Source organism: Thioalkalivibrio thiocyanoxidans ARh2 (assembly GCF_000385215.1).
Lineage (GTDB): Bacteria > Pseudomonadota > Gammaproteobacteria > Ectothiorhodospirales > Ectothiorhodospiraceae > Thioalkalivibrio > Thioalkalivibrio thiocyanoxidans.
The window spans coordinates 26,857-47,685 of record NZ_ARQK01000037.1; the positions used below are offsets into that span (position 1 = coordinate 26,857).

The window sequence follows — 20,829 nt, forward strand, 5'->3', positions numbered from 1 at the left end:
TTGCGCCGCGTACAATGATTCTTATGCGCGGAGTGGAACAGATTCCCTGGCTTTATGACGCCCTGATGGGGCTGGCGGACGCGCTTGGATTCCGGGGCTGGCGCCGGCGTCTCGTCGCGGGGGTGCGTGGAGGCGTGCTCGAGATCGGTTGCGGCACGGGGCGCAATGTCCCTCTTTATCCGGACGCGGCGCAGGTCGTTGCGCTTGATCCGGATCTGGCGGCCCTGCGTCGGGCGCGCAAGCGCGTCCCCGAAGCCTTGTTTGTGGTCGCGCGGGCCGAGGCATTGCCCTTTGCCGATGCGCAGTTCGACACGGTCGTCTCGGGGCTGGTGTTCTGTTCGGTTCAGGATCCGGACCGGGGACTGGGGGAGATCCGCCGTGTGTTGCGCGCCGAGGGGCAGTTGCGCATGCTCGAGCACGTGCGGCACCGGTGCCCGAGCCTGGCCTGGGTGCAGGATCAGGTGCAGCCGGCCTGGACCTGCGTGACCGGCGGCTGCTACCCGAACCGCGACACCGAGGCAGCGGTGGAGCGCGCCGGGTTCGTGATCGAGGCAGAGGACCGCGAGGCGCGCGGGGTCATGCGGCGGTTCGCGGCCCATCCCCGCTTGCCGCGGGACACTGGCTGAGGCGGTCAAAAAAATTTTCAGCGGACCCTAAAGTCTGCGCGCGTCTGGTCGTCACTCCAGGGGAGTCAGGCCCGAAATCGCATCGCGAATGCCCGGCGGGCCGGCTCCACATTCGAATCAGGAGTGAACGATGGATGCCAGTGCGATTGCCAGCCAGGCCACGCAGATGAGCCAGCAGAATATTGCCGCGCAAAAGGACGTCGCGGTGCAGAAGAAGGCCATGGAATCGGAAGAGATGGCGGCACAGGGCCTGTTGCAGGCCATGCCGAACATCAGCGAGATGCAGGCGACCTCCCAGGGCCTGCCCGACCACGTGGGCAATCACGTCGATACGAAGGCCTGATCGCCCATACGGTCGCCGCCCCGCCGGATTTCCCCGGCGGGGCGTTTTTCGTTATGGGTTCTGCGTGATGCGCGGGATCAGGCGGTTTCGGAGGCCTCGGCGCGGGATTCGTCCGTAGTGGGTTCCGGCTCGGTCGCCGTGTGCTGGTCGATCCAGTTCTTGGCGGCGATCAGCAGGCCCATGGCCATGAACGCGCCCGGCGGGAGCAGGGCGAGCAGGAAGCCGTGCTCGGATGGGTAGATCTGGATGGTCAGGTTATGGCCCCACTCGCCGAACAGCAGGTGGGCGTTGTCCATCAGCGTACCCTGGCCGAGGATCTCGCGCAGCGCGCCCAGCGCGATCAGTACACCGGTAAAGCCCAGGCCCATCATCAGCCCGTCCAGCGCGGCGCGCGGGACCGAGTTGCGCGAGGCGAAGGCCTCCGCGCGGCCGATGATCGCGCAGTTGGTCACGATCAGCGGGATGAAGATACCGAGGATCAGGAACAGGCCGTGGAACCAGGCATTCATCGCCAGTTCGATTGCGGTCACGATGGAGGCGATGATCAGCACGTAGACCGGGATGCGGATCTCCGGGCGGGCGTGGCGGCGGATGGTCGAGACCAGCACATTCGACAGCAGCAGCGTCAGGGTAGTCGCGATGCCCAGCCCGATGGCATTGACCATGGTCCCGGAGATTGCCAGCAGCGGGCACAGGCCGAGCAGCTGGACCAGGCCCGGGTTGTTGTTCCACAGGCCGTCGCGAATGATATCGGTCAGGGTCGGGTTCATCGGTCGTCCTGTTCCGGTTCAGCGATTGGTTCGACCATCGCGCCTTCGTCTTCCTTCGGCGCGCTCGCAAGCAGGTCGTCGCGGTAGTCGTCGAAGTATTCCAGTGTGCGGCGTACGGCGCGAACCACCGCACGCGGGGTAATGGTGGCCCCGGTGAACTGGTCGAACACGCCGCCATCGCGGCGCACGGCCCAGTTGTCGGGCTCGGGGTCGTTGAGCGAGCGGCCCTCGAAGCCGTGGATCCAGTCGGAGCGTTCGGCCTCGATGGCGTCACCCAGCCCCGGTGTCTCGCGGTGGCTGGAGACGCGCACGCCCAGCAGTTCGCCGTCGCGGTCCACGCCGATCAGCAGATGGATGTCGCCGCTGTAGCCGTCGCGTGCCACGGCCGAGAACACGATACCCATGACGTTGTCGTCCGCGTCGCGGGCGAACCAGGCGGGCAGCTCCTTCCCGCCCAGCCGGTCGCTGCTGAGCGCCGCCGTATCGTGCACCGGGTCGTTCGCATAATCGAGGTCCCCTGTGAGATCCGCGATGCGGCTGCGGTTGACCTCCATGCGGTTGTCCGCGATGCGTGCCTCCGTGCCCTCCTGTACCAGCGCGACCAGCCCCGCGCCGGCCGCCGCGAAGCCGGCCAGCAGGACGGTGGCGATCAGGATATCGCGCGGCTTCAGGTCAAGCATGGCCGTCCCCTGGCGGCGGCCCGCCGCGAGTGCGACCGAAGACGCGCGGTCGCGTCAGGTGGTCGAGCGTCGGGGCGACCATGTTCATCAGCAGTACGGCGAAGGCCACCGCATCCGGATAGCCGCCCCAGGTGCGGATCACGAAGATCAGCACGCCGATCCCGGCCCCGTAGAGGATGCGCCCGAGCGGGGTGGTGGAAGCGGAGACCGGATCGGTGGCGATGAAGAACGCGCCGATGATGACCGCCCCGGAGAACACGTGGAAGGCCGGCGAGGCGAACGAGTCGGGGTCCAGCAGCCAGAAGAAGCCGGCCGGGATGGCCACGCCCAGGATTACGGCCACCGGGATGTGCCAGTGGATGATGCGGCGGAACAGCAGATACAGCCCGCCCAGCAGGAAGAAGTTGCCGACCCATTCCCAGCCGGTCTCGGTGAAGGTGCCAAACAGCGGGCTGGCCGTGATCTCGCCCACCGTGCGCCCGGAGACCAGTCCCTCGCGCATGGCGTCCAGTGGTGTCGCGCGTGTGACGGCGTCCCACTCCTGGGCGCCGGGGAGGCTGCCGGTCAGCACGGTCTGCAGGCTCTGCCAGAGGGTGAGCGGGGATTCCGGCAGCGTGGTGGCGGCCGGCCAGAGGGCCATCTCGCGCGGGAACGAGACCAGGACGACGACATAGCCGACCATCGCCGGATTGAACGGGTTGTAGCCCAGCCCGCCGTAGAGGTGCTTGGCGACGATGATCGCGAACGCAATGCCGATCAGCGTGACCCAGAAAGGCGCCAGCGGCGGGATCGCCAGTGCGAACAGCCAGCCGGTCACGATCGCGGAGTTGTCCGCCAGCGTGGCCATGACCGGCCGCTTGCGCGCGGCGACCATCGCCGCCTCGAAGGCCACCGCGAACAGCACGCCCAGCAGCACGTTGACCAGCACGCCCCAGCCGAAGAACCAGGTCATGGCCAGGGTGCCGGGCACCAGCGCCATCAGCACCTGCCGCATCACGCCGCCCACGGAGTGCGCCGGGATCACATGGGGGGAGGATTGCGTACGAAAGCGCATCAGCGGTCGTCCCCGTCCCGGGTGTTGTCTGTCGTGGAGGCTTCCTCGCCGGTGTTCGTCTCCGGGCCGGATGCCTGATCGCTGTCCTTCGCGGACCCTTCCGCGCGGGCGGCCTTTTTCTTCTGCGCGCGTTCCAGCGCCGCCTGGATCGCGGCCTGCTTGTCGCCGTCGCTTTCCTTGTTCTTCAGCGCGGCCTTCTTCTTCGCCAGGCGTTCGGCCTTCTCGCGCTCCTCGCGCTCGATGCGCTCCTGGCGGAATTCGTAGCGCTCGCGCGCGATGTCCGACTTCTGGCGTTCCTTCTCCCGCGCCCAGATCTCGTTCTTGGCATAGCGGTAGTACTGCACCAGCGGGATGTTGCTGGGGCAGACATAGGCGCAGCAGCCGCATTCGATGCAGTCGAACAGCCCGTAGTCCTGGATTGCGTCGAAGTCCTTCGCCTTCGCCTGCCAGTAGAGTTGCTGCGGGAGCAGCTGCGCCGGGCAGACGGCCGCGCACTCGGCGCAGCGGATGCAGGGCATGACCGGGCCGGGCGAGGGCGTGTCCTGGGGGCGCGTGGCGAGCAGGCAGTTGGTGGCCTTGATCACCGGGATGGAGTCGTCATGGACCGCAAAGCCCATCATCGGACCGCCCATGACCAGCCGGTCCACGCCTTCGGCATAGCCGCCGGCCGCCTCGATGACGTCGGCGAACGGGGTGCCGAGCAGGGCCTCCACGTTGCGCGGGTGTTTCACCCCGGGGCCGGTGACAGTGACGATGCGCGACAGCAGCGGGCGGCCCTGGATCACCGTGTCGCAGATTGCCTTGAAGGTGCCCGGGTTGTGGCAGACCATGCCGAGGTCCGCGGGCAGCCCGCCGCTCGGGACCTCCTGGCCGGTCAGCACCTTGATCAGCTGGCGTTCGCCACCCGTGGGGTAGATCGAAGGGACCGACACCAGCTCGATCAGGTCGCGCAGCTCGGTCGGCAGGGTCTCGGTCAGTGCCCGCATGGCCTCGGGCATGTTGTCCTCGACCGCGAACAGCACCCGCTCCACACCCAGCAGGCGGGCGGTGATGCGAATGCCTTCGAATACCGCCTCCGGCGCGGTGCGCAGCAGCATGTCGTCGGCACTGATATAGGGCTCGCATTCCGCCCCGTTGACCACCAGCGTATGGATGCGCTGGCCGGCGCGCGGGTTCAGCTTGACCGCCGTGGGGAAGGCCGCGCCCCCCAGCCCGACAATCCCGCCGGCGCGCAGGCGCTGGCGCAGCGCGCGCAGGTCGCGGGTATCCCAGTCCAGCCAGGGCTCCATGCGGGCATCGCCCCATTCGTCGCGCCCGTCGGGTTCGATGACCACGCAGGGGGCATTGAGGCCCGAGGGGTGGGGTACGGGGTAGAGGTCGATGTCGACCACCTTGCCGGAGGTGGGCGCGTGCACATGCGCGGCGATGTAGCCCTTGGACTGGCCGATGCGCTGGCCCTTGGTTACGTGATCGCCGACCTGGACACAGGCCTCGGTCGCCTCGCCGATATGCTGGCCGAGCGGTACCGTCAGCTTTGCGGGCACGCCCATCACCAGCACCGGCTCGGCGGTACTGGCCTCGGTCTCGTCGGCCAGTTTCAGGCCTCCATGGAAGCGGTGCAGCTGCATCGGCGTATTCTAACGTTTCGCGCAAAAGCGGCTTAATGGCCGCTGCGCGAGACGTCCGCAATCGCGTGTATGGGCCGCTCGATGGGCGAGGGTTCCGGTTCCTCCCAGCGCCACTCGGTGATGTCGGTCTGGATCGGCACCATGCTGATGCAGTCGACGGGGCAGGGCTCGATGCACAGTTCGCAGCCGGTGCACTCCTCCTCGATTACGGTATGCATCTGCTTGGCCGCGCCGAGAATCGCATCCACTGGGCAGGCCTGGATGCACAGGGTGCAGCCGATGCAGATGTTCTCGTCGATGACGGCGACGGCCTTTTCCTGTTCCTCTTCTTCCAGGGGTGTCGGCTCGCGATCGAGCAGATCGGCCAGGGCCTGCACCGTGGCCTGCCCACCGGGCGGGCAGCGGTTGATGTCCGCCTCGCCGGCGGCGATCGCCTCGGCATAGGGGCGGCAGCCGGGATAGGAGCACTGGCCGCACTGGGTTTGCGGGAGCAGGGCATCGATCTGGTCCACTACCGGGTCTTGTTCGACGCGAAAGCGCTGTGCGGCAAAGCCGAGGATCAGCCCGAACGCGGCGGCCAGACCGCCGATCGCGAGGATGGCATAGACGACGCTCACAGCCGCACCAGCCCGGAAAAGCCCATGAACGCCAGCGACATCAGACCCGCGGTGACCATGGCCACCGCACTGCCGCGAAAGACCACGGGCACGTCGGCCACCGCGATGCGCTCGCGGATGGCGGAGAACAGGATCAGCACGATGGAGAAGCCGACCGCGGCGCCGAAGCCGTAGAGCGCGGATTCGACGAAGTTGTGCGCCTCCTGGACGTTGAGCAGGGCCACGCCCAGCACTGCGCAGTTGGTGGTGATTAGCGGCAGGAAGATGCCCAGCACGTTGTAGAGCAGGGGGCTGGTCTTGCGCACCACCAGCTCGGTGAACTGAACCACGGCGGCGATCACCAGGATGAACGCGATGGTGCGCAGGTATTCGAGCCCCAGCGGGGTCAGCAGGTATTCGTTGATCACATAGGAACTGACCGCGGACAACGTCAGCACGAAGGTCGTGGCCAGGCCCATGCCGGTGGCCGTCTCGACCTTGCGCGAGACCCCCATGAACGGGCACAGGCCCAGAAACTTCACCAGTACGAAGTTGTTCACGAGGATCGTACTGATGAGGATCAGGACGTATTCCACGTTAATTCCGAGTCGTCAGGTCAACAAAATAGTATCAGGGACCGCTTATCCCGACTCAACCCTTCCGGGGTGCGGGTTTTGGGTGGGAGCAGGCCTGTCCGGGCCACTTCAGTGGTCGGGGCTTGGTGGAGTCATTCGCGGGCAAGCCCGCTCCCACATGGCCCGCTCCCACAAGGCCTGCTCCCGGAAGGGCCCCAGTCAGGCCGATGCCCGACCGGCCCTCAAAGGGCAGAGTCTAGCCGCCTGCCGGGAGGAGCGCGTCCAGGCGGTATCGCGGATGCTTGTCTGCGGCAACCGGGTCGGTGAACGGGCGGGCGGTCTGCAACCAGGCCTGCTGCGCGGCGTCCAGCTCTTCGCCGCGCACCGACAGCAGCATGATCGCCTCCGGCGCGATGCCGATCTCGTCCGCCAGGCGGCGGTAGCTGCCGGCATCGCGCCGCCCGCCGATGCGGGTATCGAACAGCCCGGTCAGGCGCTGTTCCACCTCCGGGTGTGGGCCGTGGCGCAACCAGTCGCGCTGGACCGGGGCCGGGCTCGCGCCAAAGCTGTACAGGGCCACGCCGGCATCGTCCAGCGCGATCAGCGCCTGGGCCGTGTCATCCGACAGTTCCGGCCGCAGCATCGAGGCCTCCAGCGCATCCGCCCAGATCAGGCCCTGTAGCTGGCGAAGGGGCGTGATGTCCTGTCCGCCGCGGATCCAGGCGCGGATCTGCGCGAGCAGACCGTCGACGTCCAGCTCGCGGCCCGAATAGGCGAGGATGTCCGCGAGCACGCGCTGCACCGCGGTGCTCTCCGCGTGGCGCTCGAGAAAGCCCGGCAGGGCCTCCAGCGAATAGGGCTCAAGCGTGTCGCGCAGCACGCCGGGCGGTGCCAGGACCCCCTCGAACGCGAGGATCAGGGCCTGGGGCGCGCGATTCGGTGACGTGTTCATCGGCTCATCTGGTGTGCGAGCGTCTCGCACTGGAACATGAATTCGAAGGCCTCGACGCGGTGCAGCGCCAGCTCCACGCTTGCGCCCCAGGTATAGAGGCCGTGGCCGCCGATCAGGAAGCCGGCGAGATTGGGCTCGCGGGACATCGCGGCGTCGACGCGTGCGGCCAGCTGTTGCACGTCGGGTTCGTTCGCGAACACGGGAAGGTCCAGGCCCCGGGCGGGATTGTCCACGCCGGGCAGTTCCCGCAGGACCTCGTAGTCGCGCAGGGCGAGAGCGCCGGGGAACTGGCGCGACAGGACGGTCGCATGTACCGAGTGCGTATGCAGCACGGCGCCCAGCTGTGCGTCGTGACGGTACATGATGATGTGCAGAAAGGTCTCCGGGGCCGGCTCCTCGCTGCCGGCGACCACGTGGCCGTCGAGGTCGACCACCAGGAAGTCATGGCGATCGAGAAAGCTCTTCTCGCGATTGGGTGCGGTGACCGCGATATGCCGGTCATCCAGGCGCGCGGAGAAGTGTCCGGTGCGCGCGGGCAACCAGCCGCGCGCCGAGAGATCACGGCCTGCTTCGGCCAGCAGGCGTACCTGTGCCAGGAATTCGGGGCTTTGGTCCATGCGTCCGGGTATCGGCAAAAGAGCGGCAGCTTACGCGAGCCGTGGGTGCAAATCCATGACGCGGGCGGCCTATTTGACCCGCATTCCGGGCCGGGCGCCGTCGTCCGGGTTGAGGATGTACAGTTCCGAGCCGCCGGGGCCGGCCGCCAGGACCATGCCCTCGGATACGCCAAAGCGCAGCTTGCGCGGCGCGAGGTTGGCCACCATCACCGTGTGGCGGCCGACCAGATCCTCCGGCGCGTAGGCGGACTTGATGCCGGCAAAGACCTGACGCGTCTCCGAGCCGATATCGAGGGTCAGCTTCAGCAGCTTGTCCGCGCCTTCCACGTGCTCGGCACTGGCGATGCGCGCGATGCGCAGGTCCACCTTCGCGAAGGTGTCGAAGTCGATGGTCTCGGCGATGGGGTCCACGTCGGGTTCCGCTTCGGCGGTGGGGGCGGACTCGGGTTCGGGCGTGGCCAGGGTGGCCTTCGAGGCCTCCAGCAGCTTGTCGACGGTCTCGCCCTCGATGCGCGTCATCAGCGGCCTGAACTTCTCGATCGAGCGCCCGACCAGCGGTGCGCGCGTATCCCAGGCCAGGCTGTCCAGCCGCAGGAAGGCCGCGGCGTCGGCCGCCAGTCGCGGCAATACCGGGGCGAGGTAGACGATCAGGATACGGAACAGGTCCAGCCCCTGGGTGGAGATGGCCTGCACCTCGGCCTCGCGGCCTTCCTGCTTCGCTAGCACCCAGGGCTGGGCCTCGTCGATGTACTGGTTGGCCTGATCGGCCAGCGCCATGATGCGGCGGATGGCCTGGGCGTATTCGCGGTTCTCGAACGCGGCGGCGATGGCCTCGCCCTCGTCGACGAAGGCCTCGTGCAGGTCCGGACGCGGCAGCTCGGCCGCCAGCTCGCCGTTCGAGCGCTTGGTAATGAAGCCGGCGCAGCGGCTGGCGATGTTGACCAGCTTGCCGACCAGATCGGAGTTCACGCGCTGGACGAAGTCGTCCAGGTTGAGGTCGAGGTCGTCGACCCCGGCACCCAGCTTGGCCGCGAGGTAGTAGCGCAGGGATTCGGGATTCAGGTGGTCGAGGTAGTCGCGCGCGCGGATGAAGGTCCCGCGCGACTTGGACATCTTCTGCCCGTTGACGGTCAGGAAGCCGTGGCAGAACACCGCGCTGGGCGTGCGAAAGCCCGCGCCGTGCAGCATGGCCGGCCAGAACAGCGTATGGAAGTACGCGATGTCCTTGCCGATGAAGTGATACAGCTCGGCGTCGGAGTCCGCGCCCCACCAGGCGTCGAAGTCCAGGCCCTGCTGTTCGGCGTAGGCGCGAAAGCTCGCCATGTAGCCGATGGGCGCGTCCAGCCAGACGTAGAAGTACTTGCCCGGGGCGTCGGGGATCTCGAAGCCGAAGTAGGGGGCGTCGCGCGAGATATCCCAGTCGGTCAGGCCCGCGTCGAACCACTCGTCCAGCTTGTTGCGGATCGCGTCCTGCAGGCGGCCGGAGCCGGTCCACTCGCGCAGGAAGGCCTCGAAGTCGCCGAGCCTGAAGAAGTAGTGCTCGGACTCGCGCGATTCCGGGCGGGCGCCGCTGATCGCGGAGACCGGGTCTTTCAGGTCCAGCGGGCTGTAGGTCGCGCCGCAGGCCTCGCAGGAGTCGCCGTACTGCTCCTCGGCGCCGCATCTCGGGCAGCTGCCCTTGATGAAGCGGTCAGGCAGGAACATCCCGGCCTCGGGGTCGTAGGCCTGGTCGATGGTGCGCGTCTCGATATGCCCGGCGTCGCGCAGTGCGGTGTAGATGCGGGCAGCGAGTTCGCGGTTCTCGTCCGAGTGGGTCGAGTGGTAGTGGTCGAAGCCGACCAGGAACTCACTGAAGTCGGCCTCGTGCTCCTGGCGCACCCGTGCGATCAGCTCCTCGGGCTCGATGCCCTCGGCGCGGGCCTTCAGCATGATCGGGGTGCCGTGCGCGTCATCCGCGCAGACGTAGATCACCTCGTGGCCGCGCGCACGCTGGAAGCGCACCCAGATATCGGTCTGGATGTACTCGACCAGGTGCCCCAGATGGATCGGCCCGTTGGCATAGGGCAGGGCGCTGGTGACCAGGATCTTGCGCGGCGTGTCAGTCATCGTCGGGCTCGTGCCTCGGTAGCGGCGGGCGGCGGAATGCAGGGGCGTTATTGTCGGGGCTGCCAGCCGGGTTGTCGAGGCGCGTCGCGCTTGCCGCGGCCTTTTCCACAGAAGCTGTGGATAACTCTGTGGGCAACACGGTGGAATTCTTCGCCAGGCCTTGTTACGCAAGGACCCCGTACAGATTGGTCAAAAAACGTTCAATTTATTTTTTGCAAGTATAAACAGCAAGATGCGGGTTCTTTGTAGAGCAGTTTCGGCGCTGTTGTCGCTATCTGGGGCGTTTGCCGGTCGTGCGAAGATTCATGTGTATAAAACAGGGCGGAAGGGTTGACAGAACGCTCGGCACCCCTCTCGAGGCATACGGCAAAGGACTGCCGACGTGTGGTGCCATTGGCGTGCCGATTTGCGCCCAGTAGAATCGCGCGATTACTCCCAACCGCTGGATGGAACGAACGCCATGTCCGAACTCTCGCGCGAGCAGATCGAAAACGCCCTGAAGACCGTTCAGGACAAGTACCTGGAACAGGACCTGGTGGCCGCCGGTGCGGTCAGGGATATCCGCGTTGAGGGCGCGCGTGCGGTCATCAGCATCGAGATGGGCTACTCGGCGGACGGCTATCACGACGAGCTGCGTGCCGCGATCCAGGGCGCGCTGGCCGGCGTGCCCGGTCTCGAGTCCTCCGAGGTCACCATCGGTACGAAGGTGACCGCCCACGCGGTGCAGAAGAGCCTGAAGCCGATGCCCGGCATCAAGAACATCATCGCCGTGGCCTCCGGCAAGGGCGGGGTGGGCAAGTCCACCACCGCGGTCAATCTGGCCCTGGGCCTGGCCGCCGAAGGCGCGCAGGTCGGAATCCTGGACGCGGACATCTACGGCCCCAGCCAGCCGCGCATGCTGGGGATCAAGGATCGTCCGGAGTCGAAAGACGGCAAGTCCATGGAACCGCTGGAGCGCCACGGCGTGCAGGCGATGTCCATTGGCTTCCTGATCGAGGAGGACACGCCGATGATCTGGCGTGGCCCGATGGTCACCCAGGCCCTGGAGCAGCTGCTGAACGAGACCAACTGGAAGGATCTCGACTACCTGGTGATCGATCTGCCGCCGGGTACCGGCGACATCCAGTTGACCCTGTCGCAGAAGATCCCGGTCTCCGGTGCGGTGATCGTCACCACGCCGCAGGACATCGCCCTGCTGGATGCGCGCAAGGGACTGCGCATGTTCGAGAAGGTCGAGGTGCCGGTACTGGGCATCATCGAGAACATGAGCATCCACATCTGCTCGAAGTGTGGCCACGAGGAGCACATCTTCGGCCAGGGCGGTGCCGAGGGCATGGCCGAGGAATACGGCGTGGACATGCTCGGCGCGCTGCCGCTGGACATTCACATCCGCGAGCAGGCCGATGGGGGCGAGCCGACCGTGGTCGCCGCACCGGACAGCCGCATCGCCGAGATCTACCGCGAGATCGCACGTCGCACGGGCGCCAAGCTCGCGGAGCAGGCGAAGGACTACAGCAGCAAGTTCCCCAACATCGTCATCCAGAACAACTGATTCGGCGACCACAACCAGGGACAGGGCAGATGAGCATCAAGTCGGACCGCTGGATCCGGGAGATGGCCGAGACGAAGGGCATGATCGAGCCCTTCGAGCCCGGTCAGGTCCGCTATCACGACGAGCAGCGCATCGTCTCCTACGGTACGTCCAGCTACGGCTATGACGTGCGCTGCTCGGACCATTTCAAGATCTTCACCAACATCAACTCGAGCATCGTCGACCCCAAGGGCTTCGACGAGGGCAGCTTTGTGGACGTGCATTCCGATGTCTGCATCATCCCGCCCAACTCGTTTGCGCTGGCGCATACGGTCGAGTACTTCCGCATCCCGCGCGACGTGCTGACCATCTGCCTCGGCAAGTCGACCTACGCGCGCTGCGGCATCATCGTCAACGTGACCCCGCTGGAACCCGAGTGGGAAGGCCACGTGACGCTGGAGTTCTCCAACACCACGCCGCTGCCGGCCAAGATCTACGCCAACGAGGGCGTGGCACAGATGCTGTTCCTGCAGTCCGACGAGGTCTGCGAGACCTCTTACAAGGACCGCGGCGGCAAGTACCAGGGGCAGCGTGGTGTGACCTTGCCCCGTACCTGACCCCCACCGACCCGCGAAGGAGGCCGCCATCCGCATCGTGATCGCGCTGGGCGGAAACGCCCTGCTGCAACGCGGCGAGACCCCGTCGGCCGAGGCCCAGCGGCGCAATGCCCGCGCCGCGGCGCAGGCTGTCGCCGAGGTCGCCAACGAGCACGAGGTCGTCGTGACCCACGGCAATGGTCCGCAGGTGGGCCTGCTGGCCAGCCAGGCGGAGGCCGATTCCATTCACTGGCCACTGGACGTGGTCGGCGCCGAGAGCCACGGGATGATCGGCTACATCCTTGCGCAGGAGCTGCACAACGCCCTGGGACATGACCGGATCGCCAGCCTACTGACGCAGACCGAGGTCGACCCGGACGATCCGGCGTTCGCCCGCCCCGAAAAGTTCATCGGCCCGGTCTGGGATGAATCCCGGGCGCATGCCCTGGCCGAGGCACGCGGCTGGGATATCGCCCGCGACGGTGACGGCTGGCGGCGCGTGGTCGCCTCGCCGGAGCCGCAGAAGGTGCTGGGCGTGGAGGCCGTACGGACCCTGGTCGACGGCGGATCCCTCGCGATCTGCGCGGGCGGCGGCGGCGTGCCGGTCGCGCGTGATGATGAAGGTCGGCTGTACGGCATCGAGGCAGTGGTGGACAAGGACCTGACCGCCGCACGCCTGGCGGTGGAGCTGGGCGCGGACTGGCTCCTGATGCTGACGGACGTCGACGGCGTCTACTGGAACTGGGGCGAGCCCGATGCCACGCGCCTGAAGGCATTGCTGGTCAGTGCGGTCGACCCTGAGACCTTCCCGGCCGGATCGATGGGCCCGAAGATGGAGGCCGCACGGCGCGTCGCGGAATACGGTGCCTGTGCCGGGATCGGGGCGCTCGAGGACGCTGCCGCGATTGTTGCGGGGCAGGCCGGGACGCGGGTCTTGCCGGTGGGGGTGTCGTAGGGTCCGGACCCGCGCGGGAATCAGCGTCTCGCCGTGGTGGATTGTTGCCAAGCCATTGGTCTCGCGGCAAGCTCGCCCGTTCACGCCCCTGTATCGCAAGGAAGAACACTATGTATCGCCATGCCCGCATCACTGGAGTCCTCGTTCTGCCGGTTGCCGCCGCGCTTGTGCTGGCCGGCTGCGGAGGCGAGGAAGAAGAGGTGAACCCGCCGCAAGGGCTGGAACAGCAGATGGCGCCGCAGGACATGTCCAGCGACGATGCCCGCCGCCCGACCAATCCCGGTCTGCCTGCGGCGGACGTGAAGAAGTCGGACGACTGAAGCCTCTGCGCCTTCTCCTGGACGGTTTCGCGTGCGCTGCGTGCTGGGAAAAATCGTCATTTCATATTAGGATGCTGGGCTATTTTGATTCCTGCTGGGTGATCCCGCCACGATCACGCACGAGCCCTTAGGTAAGGAAGTCGACCACCATGTCCGAGACCGCAAATTCCTCCACCGCCATCACCGGCGCCGAGATCTTCTGCCGCAGCCTGCAGGCCGAGGGTGTCGACGTCGTATTCGGGTATCCCGGCGGGGCGGTACTGCACATCTACGATGCGCTGTACCGCCAGGACAAGGTCTCGCACGTACTGGTGCGCCACGAACAGGGCGCGGTACATGCGGCCGAGGGCTATGCCAAATCCTCCGACAAGCCGGGGGTTGCGCTGGTCACCTCCGGCCCCGGCGCGACCAACGCGATTACCGGGATCGCCGATGCCTACATGGATTCGGTGCCGCTGGTCGTGTTCACCGGCCAGGTGCCGACCAGCCTGATCGGCAACGACGCCTTCCAGGAAGTGGATACCGTGGGGATTACCCGCCCCTGCGTGAAGCACAACTTCCTGGTCAAGGACGTGAAGGATCTGGCGACCACGATCAAGAAGGCCTTCTACGTGGCGACCACCGGTCGCCCCGGCCCCGTGGTCGTGGATATCCCGAAGGATGTGACCGCGGCGAGCTGCGAGTTCGAATACCCCGAGTCCATCCACATGCGCTCGTACAACCCGACCTTTGGCGGTTACACCGGCCAGATCGACAAGGCGGTGGACCTGATCCTGTCGGCGAAGCAGCCGATGATCTACACCGGCGGGGGCGTGATCCTGGGCAAGGGTTCCGAGGCGCTGACCGAGTTCACCCGCAAGCTCGGCTACCCGATCACCAACACCCTGATGGGGCTGGGCGGCTATCCGTCGTCGGACAAGCAGTTCCTGGGCATGCTGGGCATGCACGGGACCTACGAGGCCAACATGGCCATGCACCACGCCGACGTGCTGATCGCGATCGGCGCGCGCTTCGACGACCGTGTGACCGGCAACATCGAGAAGTTCTGCCCGCACGCGAAGATCGTGCATGTCGATGTCGACCCATCCTCGATTTCCAAGAACGTGAAGGTCGACGTGCCCATCGTTGGCGAGGTGGAGCCGGTGCTGCGCGCGCTGATCAAGGCGCTGGACGCCGCCAACGCGAAGCCGGACCCGGCGGCGCTGGATGCCTGGTGGAAGCAGATCCGCGAGTGGCAGTCGCAGGACTGCCTGAAATACGACCGCGAGTCCGAACTGATCAAGCCACAGTACGTGGTGCAGAAGTTCTGGGAGCTGACGAAGGGCGAAGCCTTCGTGACCTCGGACGTTGGCCAGCACCAGATGTGGGCCGCGCAGTTCTACGGCTTCGACAAGCCGAACCGCTGGATCAATTCGGGTGGCCTGGGGACGATGGGCGTCGGCCTGCCGTTCGCGATGGGCGTGCAGTTCGCCCACCCGGACGCGACGGTCGGCTGCATCACCGGCGAGGCCAGCATCCAGATGTGCATCCAGGAGCTGTCGACCTGCTACCAGTACCAGCTGCCGATCAAGATCCTGAACCTGAACAACCGTTATCTGGGCATGGTCCGGCAGTGGCAGGAGTTCTTCTACCAGGGCCGCTACGCGATGTCCTACATGGACGCGCTGCCCGATTTCGTAAAACTGGCCGAGGCGTATGGCCATGTGGGCATGCGCATCGACAAGCCGGGCGATGTCGAGGGCGCGATCAAGGAGGCCCTCGCGCAGAAGGAGCGCCTGGTGTTCCTGGACTTCATCACCGACCAGTCCGAGAACGTCTATCCGATGATCCCGGCCGGCGCCGGCCAGAACGAAATGATCCTGGTCTGAACCGGGTACAGGGAAGAGCCGTATGCGTCATATCATCAGTGTCCTGCTGGAAAACGAATCCGGTGCCCTCTCAAGGGTGGCCGGGCTGTTCTCCGCGCGTGGCTACAACATCGAATCGCTGACCGTCGCGCCGACCGACGACCCGTCGCTGTCGCGCATGACCATCGTCACCAGTGGCTCCGACGAGATCGTCGAGCAGATCACCAAGCAGCTGAACAAGCTGGTCGACGTGATCAAGCTGCTGGACATGACCGCGCACCCGCACATCGAGCGCGAGATGGCCCTGATCAAGGTGCGTGTGGGCGAGGCGGCCGATCGGGAAGAGGTCAAGCGCCTGACCGACATCTTCCGCGGTCGCATCATCGACGTGACCCAGCAGACCTACGTGATCGAGATCACCGGCGAGGGCTCCAAGCTCGACGCCTTCCTCGAGGCGGTCTCGCCGTTCCCGGTGCAGGAGGTCGTGCGCTCGGGTGTGATGGGCATCGCCCGCGGCGACGTCGCGCTGCAACTGTAATCGTCTTCGCTTTCGTCCGTGTCCGCCGGGCACGGGCTGTTAATTCGTCATGGGCCTCCTGGCGGGGCCCGTTGCCAAGGAAATGACTGCCATGAACCTGTATTACGACAAAGACGCCGACCTCTCCATCATCCAGGGCATGAAGGTCGCGATCATCGGCTATGGCTCGCAGGGGCACGCCCATGCGAACAACCTGAAGGATTCCGGTGTGGACGTCACCGTCGGCCTGCGTGGCGGGTCCAGCTCGCGTGCCAAGGCCGAGGAGGCGGGGCTGAAGGTCGCCGATGTCGATACCGCGACCGCCGGTGCCGATCTGATCATGGTACTGGCCCCGGACGAGTACCAGGCGGCCCTGTACCGTGACGTGCTGGAGCCCAACCTGAAGCAGGGCGCGACCCTGGCCTTCGCCCACGGCTTCGCGATCCACTACAACCAGATCGAGCCGCGCAAGGACCTGGACGTGATCATGATCGCGCCCAAGGCCCCGGGCCACACCGTGCGCTCCGAGTTCGTGCGTGGCGGCGGTATCCCCGACCTGATCGCGGTGCAGCAGGACGCCTCCGGCAAGGCCCGCGACATCGCGATGTCCTACGCCTCTGCGATCGGCGGCGGCCGCACCGGCATCATCGAGACCACCTTCAAGGACGAGACCGAGACCGACCTGTTCGGCGAGCAGGCCGTGCTGTGCGGCGGTGCGGTGGAGCTGGTCAAGGCGGGCTTCGAGACCCTGACCGAGGCCGGCTACGCCCCGGAGATGGCCTACTTCGAGTGCCTGCACGAACTGAAGCTGATCGTCGACCTGATGTACGAGGGCGGCATCGCCAACATGAACTACTCGATCTCCAACAACGCCGAGTACGGCGAGTACGTGACCGGCCCGCAGGTGATCAACGAGGAGTCGCGCTGGGCGATGCGCGAGGCGCTGAAGAATATCCAGAACGGCGAGTACGCCAAGCAGTTCATCCTGGAAGGCGCGATGAACTACCCGTCGATGACCGCCAACCGTCGCCTGAACGCGGCCCACGAGATCGAGCAGGTGGGCGAACGCCTGCGTGCGATGATGCCGTGGATCAAGGCCAACCAGCTGGTCGACAAGTCCCGCAACTGATCCGTCGGGGGCGGCCCGGGGCGCAGGCCCCGGGTCGCGCACCCGCGCCCCCTCCGAGAACCCCATGCTGTTTCCGCTCGCCCCCGAAGGCCGTCTGTTCGTGATCATCGCCGCCTGGATGGCGGTGATCTCGCTACTGGTCGGAGAGGCCGAGCTGGGCCTGTTCATGGTGCTGCTGACCGTGGCGCTGATGGGGGTGTTTCGGGATCTGCGGCGCAAGGCGGCGGCCCCCGCACTGGGCGTGATCGCCCCGGCCGACGGCACGGTGGAGGCGGTCGACGAGACGACCGATCCGTTTACCGGCGAGCCCGCCCGGCGCATCCGCATTCGCCAGCGGCGGCTTGGGGAATACAACGTTCATGCCCCGCAGGAATCGAAGGTGGTCGAGCGAAGCTGGCCGGGCAAAGAGACGGACAGCCCGCCGGACGGGCAGCTGGGTCACCGTCTGGCATTTGCGCTGACGACCGACGAGGGTACGCGTCTGACGCTCGCCCTGTCGGTCAATCACTGGCCACGGATGATCCGTCTGCAGAACGTGGTGCCAGGCAATCGCCTCGGGCGCGGCAAGCGCATGGGTTTTGCCGGATTCGGTGCTACCTTCGAAGTCTGGCTGCCGGCCGGGTCCCAGGTGTTGGCCCAGGTCGGCCAGAAGGTGCTGGCGGGATCGACCGTGATTGGCGGTCTGCCGGAGTCCAGTGGCGACGAGGAAGCGACCGTGGAGGTGCTGGAGTGACGCCGGATGACGAGGGCTCAAGCGACATCGACGAGATGAACGGGACCGACGACCGGCACGAGGGGCGTGCCCGGCGTCGCCGCGGCATCTTTCTGCTCCCCAACCTGTTCACCACCGGGGTCCTGTTCTCCGGGTTCTTCGCCATCGTCTCCGCGATCAATGGCGAATTCACGACCGCCGCGATCGCGGTGTTCGTCGCCATGGTCCTGGATACCCTCGATGGCCGCGTGGCGCGCATGACGGACACGCAAAGCGAGTTCGGTGCGCAGTACGACTCGCTGTCCGACCTGGTCTCCTTCGGGGTGGCCCCGGCCCTGGTCGTGTATCTGTGGCAGCTCCAGGATCTGGGCAATCTCGGCTGGGTCGCGGCCTTCTTCTTTGCCACTGCCGCGGCGTTGCGCCTGGCTCGCTTCAACAGCCGACTGGCCGTGGTGGACAAGCGATTCTTCCAGGGGCTGCCGAGCCCCGCCGCCGCGGCCCTGGTGGTCGGGATGGTCTGGGTGCTGGAGGACCTCGGCATTCCGGCGGATCTGGCCGACCCGTACGTAGTCGCGATCCTGATCGTGACGGTGCTCGCGGGTGCGGCGATGGTCAGCAATCTGACCTATTTCAGTTTCAAGGACATGGACTTCAAGCATCGGGTGCCGTTCCTGGCGATTGTCGGGGTGGTGGGCGCACTGATGCTGCTGGCGCTGGATCCGCCCAAGGTCCTTTGGGCGGGCTTCGTGATCTATGCCCTCTCCGGGCCCCTGCTGACGCTGGAACGCTGGCGCCGCCATCGTCGTCGTACGCCCCCGGGGGACTGACGCGTGGACCTGTCGGCACGAAAACGCCGTATCCTGGCCGACATGGGGATCCCCGTCTGGCGCGCCCGGGACGGCGCCTTCCCGGGCGTTCCGGCGGCAGCACCGGCCGCCGAGCCGTCCGCTGCGCCGCTGGTGCCCGAGGTAGAGTCCAGCCAGGTGCCCAGCGCCCCCCTCGAGTCGTCCGAAGCGCCAGCGATCCCCGCGAGCGTGCCAGCCGAGGGCGGAGTCGAGTCCCTCGACTGGTCGGAACTCGAGGCGCGCGTACGCGACTGCACGGCCTGTGCCGAGCTCGCCGGTCAGCGTACGCAGACGGTGTTTGGCGTGGGGGATCGCCGCGCCCGCTGGCTGCTCGTGGGCGAGGCCCCCGGGGCCGAGGAAGACCGCCGGGGCGAACCCTTCGTCGGACGTGCCGGCCAGTTGCTGGATAATATGCTCGCCGCACTGGGACTCGATCGGCGGCAGGATGTGTTTATCGCCAACGTGCTCAAGTGCCGCCCGCCGAACAACCGCGACCCCAGTCCGGAGGAATCCCGGGCCTGTCGCGGCTTCCTCAACCGGCAGATCGCGCTGGTGCAGCCGGAGGTGATTGTTGCGCTCGGGCGTATCGCCGCCCAGCATCTGCTGGAGACCGACCAGCCCTTGGGGCGCCTGCGTGGCAGCCTGCATCGGTATCGTGAGGTCCCGCTGGTCGTGACGTATCATCCCGCCTATCTGTTGCGGAAGCCGCAGGACAAGGCCAAGGCCTGGCAGGATCTGCAGCGTGCACGGGCCTGCCTGACGAGTGCGTCCGGAGGGTAACCCTTCGGACTGTAGGAGTTAGGGAATGCAGCGAACGCGTACACGCCTATATGCTCAGCCCAGGAATGAACTCAGGAGAGCCAGCCCGACGCCATGAGTGCCGAGCCGCAAGTACAACCCCGGATGCGCCGCATGCTGGCCGAGGATGTCGAGCGTGTAATGGCCATCGAGCGCGAGGCCTACCACTACCCCTGGACTGCGCGCATCTTCGAGGACTGCATCCGGGTCGGCTATGACTGCTGGGTGCTGGAGGTGGACGAGCGCCAGGTGGGGCACGCGGTGCTGACCGTGGCGGCCGGCGAGGCGCATCTGCTGAATATGACGGTCGATCGGCGCTGGCAGGGGTACGGGCTGGGTCGCTTTCTGCTGCGCCGCCTGCTCGACTATGCCTGCGACCAGAAGGCCGAGGCCCTGTTTCTGGAGGTGCGTCCGTCCAATGTCGCGGCGGTGCAGCTCTATCGCTCGGAGGGCTTCGCGCACATCGGGACCCGGCCGCGCTACTATCCGCTGCACAGCGGGCGCGAGGACGCCTGGGTGCTGAGTCGCCGGTGCGATGGCCCGGCCGGGGCCTGAACCCGAGGCTCTGTGACGGCCGGCACGTTTTCCCGCGTCTCGAGGCCGTTTTGCGGCCTGGGGTTCACGTCCCGCTGGCGCCGTTTTGCGCATGGTCAGGGTGCGGTCTATGATCGTAACCGGCATTGATGCCGGAATCCCCGTGAGGTAGTCCCATGTCCCGATCGCTGCGTGCCCTGTTTTTCTCGCTCCCCCTGACGCTGCCCTTGGCCTTCGGCACCGGCGTGGCACAGGCTCAGGACTATGGTTACGACGAGGTCGAACGCCAGCAGGAGCTGCTCGGCGTCTGGTACGAGATTCGCGAAGGCAATGCCCAGCGCGGCGATACGCGTGCCATGTTCGATGTGGGGATGGCCAATTACGTTGGCCGGGGTACCGACGTGGATTACGACGCGGCGCTGCACTGGTTCGCGCGTGCGGCGGACGACGATCATGCGGGCGCCCATTACTACCTTGGCTTCATGTTTGCCGCCGGTCGCGGGACGGCGGCGGATGAAGACAAGGCCCTTGAGCACTACACACGTTCGGCGGAACTGGGGTACGCGGACGCGCAATACTGGCTGGGCAGCCACTACGCCCGCAACGATCAGTCGCACAGCGAGGCCCTGGAGTGGCTGGGCAAGGCGGCACAGCAGGGGCAGGTCTCGGCCAAGTACTACTATGGCTTCCTGCATGAGAGGGGGCAGGGGACCAGTCCGGATCCCGCCGAGGCAGCCCGCTGGTATACCAAGGCTGCCGAGCGCGGTGATCGCAATTCGCAGATCGGCCTGGGTCGTCTTCATCAGAACGGGCAAGGGGTGGAACGCGACCTGGTCGAGGCCTATGTCTGGTATTCCCTGGCCGAGGACAACGAACGCATCGAGGCCGTCAAGACGCGCATGAATCAGCGCGACCTGGATCTTGCCCAGAGCCGACTGGACGAACAGTCCTCGGAGATTCAGCGGGCGGCCGCACGCTAGGGAAACACTGATCAATGTACACGCTCGCGTTGGTACCCCAGGTTTTCCGAGACAAGGCGCGCCGTGCAGCGGGTAGTGGTTCTACCCGCAAGCGGCGCAACGCAGGATCGGGGAACCT

The 20,829-nt window shown here is 66.5% G+C and carries 23 protein-coding genes; 14 read left to right on the top strand and 9 right to left on the bottom strand.

Annotated features, from left to right (window positions below):
* Positions 1–23: 23 nt before the first annotated feature.
* Together G372_RS0103305 and G372_RS0103310 are read left to right on the top strand one after the other, a co-directional pair.
* Positions 24–626: a class I SAM-dependent methyltransferase gene (locus tag G372_RS0103305; protein WP_019624571.1), complete on the top strand. Its 603-nt coding sequence runs from the start codon at positions 24–26 to the stop codon at positions 624–626.
* Positions 627–756: 130 nt separating this feature from the next.
* Positions 757–969: a YjfB family protein gene (locus tag G372_RS0103310; RefSeq protein ID WP_018863757.1), complete on the top strand. Its 213-nt coding sequence runs from the start codon at positions 757–759 to the stop codon at positions 967–969.
* A 77-nt stretch (positions 970–1,046) separates the two neighbouring features.
* Here G372_RS0103310 and G372_RS0103315 read toward each other — a convergent pair whose 3' ends face one another.
* From G372_RS0103315 to metG, 9 genes are all read right to left on the bottom strand, one after another.
* A complete protein-coding gene (locus G372_RS0103315) occupies positions 1,047–1,739 on the bottom strand; it encodes an electron transport complex subunit E (RefSeq protein ID WP_018863758.1) in 693 nt (230 codons plus the stop codon).
* Positions 1,736–2,419, bottom strand: a complete 684-nt coding sequence (rsxG, locus tag G372_RS0103320; protein WP_019624570.1) for an electron transport complex subunit RsxG — start codon at positions 2,417–2,419, stop codon at positions 1,736–1,738. Before rsxG ends, G372_RS0103315 begins: the two co-directional genes overlap by 4 nt.
* Complete coding sequence (gene rsxD, locus G372_RS0103325) at positions 2,412–3,473, bottom strand: electron transport complex subunit RsxD (protein ID WP_018863760.1); 1,062 nt, start codon at positions 3,471–3,473, stop codon at positions 2,412–2,414. The genes rsxG and rsxD overlap by 8 nt, the downstream gene beginning before the upstream one ends.
* The gene (gene rsxC / locus G372_RS0103330; protein ID WP_019624569.1) at positions 3,473–5,101 is read right to left on the bottom strand and encodes an electron transport complex subunit RsxC; all 1,629 of its coding nucleotides are present in this window, start codon (positions 5,099–5,101) and stop codon (positions 3,473–3,475) included. Before rsxC ends, rsxD begins: the two co-directional genes overlap by 1 nt.
* A 32-nt stretch (positions 5,102–5,133) precedes the next feature.
* On the bottom strand, positions 5,134–5,718 hold the full coding sequence (gene rsxB / locus G372_RS0103335) for an electron transport complex subunit RsxB (RefSeq protein ID WP_018863762.1): 585 nt from the start codon (positions 5,716–5,718) through the stop codon (positions 5,134–5,136).
* Positions 5,715–6,293 carry an electron transport complex subunit RsxA gene (gene rsxA / locus G372_RS0103340; RefSeq protein WP_018862782.1) on the bottom strand — a complete coding sequence of 193 codons (579 nt, stop codon included), beginning with the start codon at positions 6,291–6,293 and terminating at the stop codon, positions 5,715–5,717. The genes rsxB and rsxA overlap by 4 nt, the downstream gene beginning before the upstream one ends.
* Before the next feature lie 235 nt (positions 6,294–6,528).
* Positions 6,529–7,224: an HAD family hydrolase gene (locus tag G372_RS0103345; RefSeq protein ID WP_019624568.1), complete on the bottom strand. Its 696-nt coding sequence runs from the start codon at positions 7,222–7,224 to the stop codon at positions 6,529–6,531.
* Positions 7,221–7,841, bottom strand: coding sequence for a methylthioribulose 1-phosphate dehydratase (mtnB, locus tag G372_RS0103350; protein WP_018863764.1), 621 nt, complete (start codon positions 7,839–7,841; stop codon positions 7,221–7,223). The genes G372_RS0103345 and mtnB overlap by 4 nt, the downstream gene beginning before the upstream one ends.
* 69 nt (positions 7,842–7,910) lie before the next feature.
* On the bottom strand, positions 7,911–9,947 hold the full coding sequence (gene metG / locus G372_RS0103355) for a methionine--tRNA ligase (protein WP_019624567.1): 2,037 nt from the start codon (positions 9,945–9,947) through the stop codon (positions 7,911–7,913).
* Positions 9,948–10,407: 460 nt separating this feature from the next.
* Here metG and apbC point away from each other — a divergent pair, with 460 nt between their 5' ends.
* The 12 genes from apbC to G372_RS0103415 all read left to right on the top strand — a co-directional run bounded on the left by apbC (position 10,408) and on the right by G372_RS0103415 (position 20,711).
* Positions 10,408–11,499, top strand: a complete 1,092-nt coding sequence (gene apbC / locus G372_RS0103360) for an iron-sulfur cluster carrier protein ApbC (protein ID WP_018863766.1) — start codon at positions 10,408–10,410, stop codon at positions 11,497–11,499.
* Between the two features lie 29 nt (positions 11,500–11,528).
* Positions 11,529–12,095 (top strand): dCTP deaminase, encoded by a 567-nt coding sequence (gene dcd / locus G372_RS0103365; protein WP_012983152.1) that lies wholly within the window; start codon positions 11,529–11,531, stop codon positions 12,093–12,095.
* 28 nt (positions 12,096–12,123) lie between these two features.
* Positions 12,124–13,029 (top strand): carbamate kinase, encoded by a 906-nt coding sequence (locus G372_RS0103370; RefSeq protein WP_026340421.1) that lies wholly within the window; start codon positions 12,124–12,126, stop codon positions 13,027–13,029.
* A 110-nt stretch (positions 13,030–13,139) separates the two neighbouring features.
* On the top strand, positions 13,140–13,349 hold the full coding sequence (locus G372_RS0103375) for a fimbrillin family protein (protein WP_018863768.1): 210 nt from the start codon (positions 13,140–13,142) through the stop codon (positions 13,347–13,349).
* A 149-nt stretch (positions 13,350–13,498) separates the two neighbouring features.
* Entirely contained in the window at positions 13,499–15,217 is a 1,719-nt protein-coding gene (gene ilvB, locus G372_RS0103380; protein WP_019624565.1) for a biosynthetic-type acetolactate synthase large subunit, read from the top strand.
* A gap of 22 nt (positions 15,218–15,239) precedes the next feature.
* Entirely contained in the window at positions 15,240–15,734 is a 495-nt protein-coding gene (gene ilvN, locus G372_RS0103385) for an acetolactate synthase small subunit (protein WP_019624564.1), read from the top strand.
* A 91-nt stretch (positions 15,735–15,825) separates the two neighbouring features.
* Positions 15,826–16,842, top strand: a complete 1,017-nt coding sequence (gene ilvC / locus G372_RS0103390; RefSeq protein ID WP_018863771.1) for a ketol-acid reductoisomerase — start codon at positions 15,826–15,828, stop codon at positions 16,840–16,842.
* Positions 16,843–16,906: 64 nt separating this feature from the next.
* Entirely contained in the window at positions 16,907–17,575 is a 669-nt protein-coding gene (locus G372_RS0103395) for a phosphatidylserine decarboxylase (RefSeq protein WP_018863772.1), read from the top strand.
* Entirely contained in the window at positions 17,572–18,381 is an 810-nt protein-coding gene (gene pssA, locus G372_RS0103400) for a CDP-diacylglycerol--serine O-phosphatidyltransferase (protein ID WP_019624563.1), read from the top strand. The genes G372_RS0103395 and pssA overlap by 4 nt, the downstream gene beginning before the upstream one ends.
* Before the next feature lie 3 nt (positions 18,382–18,384).
* Positions 18,385–19,179: a uracil-DNA glycosylase gene (locus G372_RS0103405; RefSeq protein WP_019624562.1), complete on the top strand. Its 795-nt coding sequence runs from the start codon at positions 18,385–18,387 to the stop codon at positions 19,177–19,179.
* Between the two features lie 93 nt (positions 19,180–19,272).
* The gene (rimI, locus tag G372_RS0103410) at positions 19,273–19,752 is read left to right on the top strand and encodes a ribosomal protein S18-alanine N-acetyltransferase (protein ID WP_026278941.1); all 480 of its coding nucleotides are present in this window, start codon (positions 19,273–19,275) and stop codon (positions 19,750–19,752) included.
* Between the two features lie 155 nt (positions 19,753–19,907).
* Complete coding sequence (locus tag G372_RS0103415) at positions 19,908–20,711, top strand: tetratricopeptide repeat protein (RefSeq protein ID WP_019624561.1); 804 nt, start codon at positions 19,908–19,910, stop codon at positions 20,709–20,711.
* Positions 20,712–20,829 lie beyond the last annotated feature (118 nt).

Coding starts and splice junctions, on each gene's coding strand:
- G372_RS0103395 (WP_018863772.1), top strand. CDS start 16,907: ATGCTGTTTCCGCTCGCCCCCGAAGGCCGTCTGTTCGTGATCATCGCC.
- rimI (WP_026278941.1), top strand. CDS start 19,273: ATGAGTGCCGAGCCGCAAGTACAACCCCGGATGCGCCGCATGCTGGCC.
- ilvN (WP_019624564.1), top strand. CDS start 15,240: ATGCGTCATATCATCAGTGTCCTGCTGGAAAACGAATCCGGTGCCCTC.
- G372_RS0103315 (WP_018863758.1), bottom strand. CDS start 1,739: ATGAACCCGACCCTGACCGATATCATTCGCGACGGCCTGTGGAACAAC.
- G372_RS0103375 (WP_018863768.1), top strand. CDS start 13,140: ATGTATCGCCATGCCCGCATCACTGGAGTCCTCGTTCTGCCGGTTGCC.
- rsxC (WP_019624569.1), bottom strand. CDS start 5,101: ATGCAGCTGCACCGCTTCCATGGAGGCCTGAAACTGGCCGACGAGACC.
- apbC (WP_018863766.1), top strand. CDS start 10,408: ATGTCCGAACTCTCGCGCGAGCAGATCGAAAACGCCCTGAAGACCGTT.
- dcd (WP_012983152.1), top strand. CDS start 11,529: ATGAGCATCAAGTCGGACCGCTGGATCCGGGAGATGGCCGAGACGAAG.
- G372_RS0103345 (WP_019624568.1), bottom strand. CDS start 7,224: ATGAACACGTCACCGAATCGCGCGCCCCAGGCCCTGATCCTCGCGTTC.
- G372_RS0103415 (WP_019624561.1), top strand. CDS start 19,908: ATGTCCCGATCGCTGCGTGCCCTGTTTTTCTCGCTCCCCCTGACGCTG.
- ilvC (WP_018863771.1), top strand. CDS start 15,826: ATGAACCTGTATTACGACAAAGACGCCGACCTCTCCATCATCCAGGGC.
- rsxG (WP_019624570.1), bottom strand. CDS start 2,419: ATGCTTGACCTGAAGCCGCGCGATATCCTGATCGCCACCGTCCTGCTG.
- ilvB (WP_019624565.1), top strand. CDS start 13,499: ATGTCCGAGACCGCAAATTCCTCCACCGCCATCACCGGCGCCGAGATC.
- mtnB (WP_018863764.1), bottom strand. CDS start 7,841: ATGGACCAAAGCCCCGAATTCCTGGCACAGGTACGCCTGCTGGCCGAA.
- G372_RS0103305 (WP_019624571.1), top strand. CDS start 24: ATGCGCGGAGTGGAACAGATTCCCTGGCTTTATGACGCCCTGATGGGG.
- rsxD (WP_018863760.1), bottom strand. CDS start 3,473: ATGCGCTTTCGTACGCAATCCTCCCCCCATGTGATCCCGGCGCACTCC.
- G372_RS0103310 (WP_018863757.1), top strand. CDS start 757: ATGGATGCCAGTGCGATTGCCAGCCAGGCCACGCAGATGAGCCAGCAG.
- metG (WP_019624567.1), bottom strand. CDS start 9,947: ATGACTGACACGCCGCGCAAGATCCTGGTCACCAGCGCCCTGCCCTAT.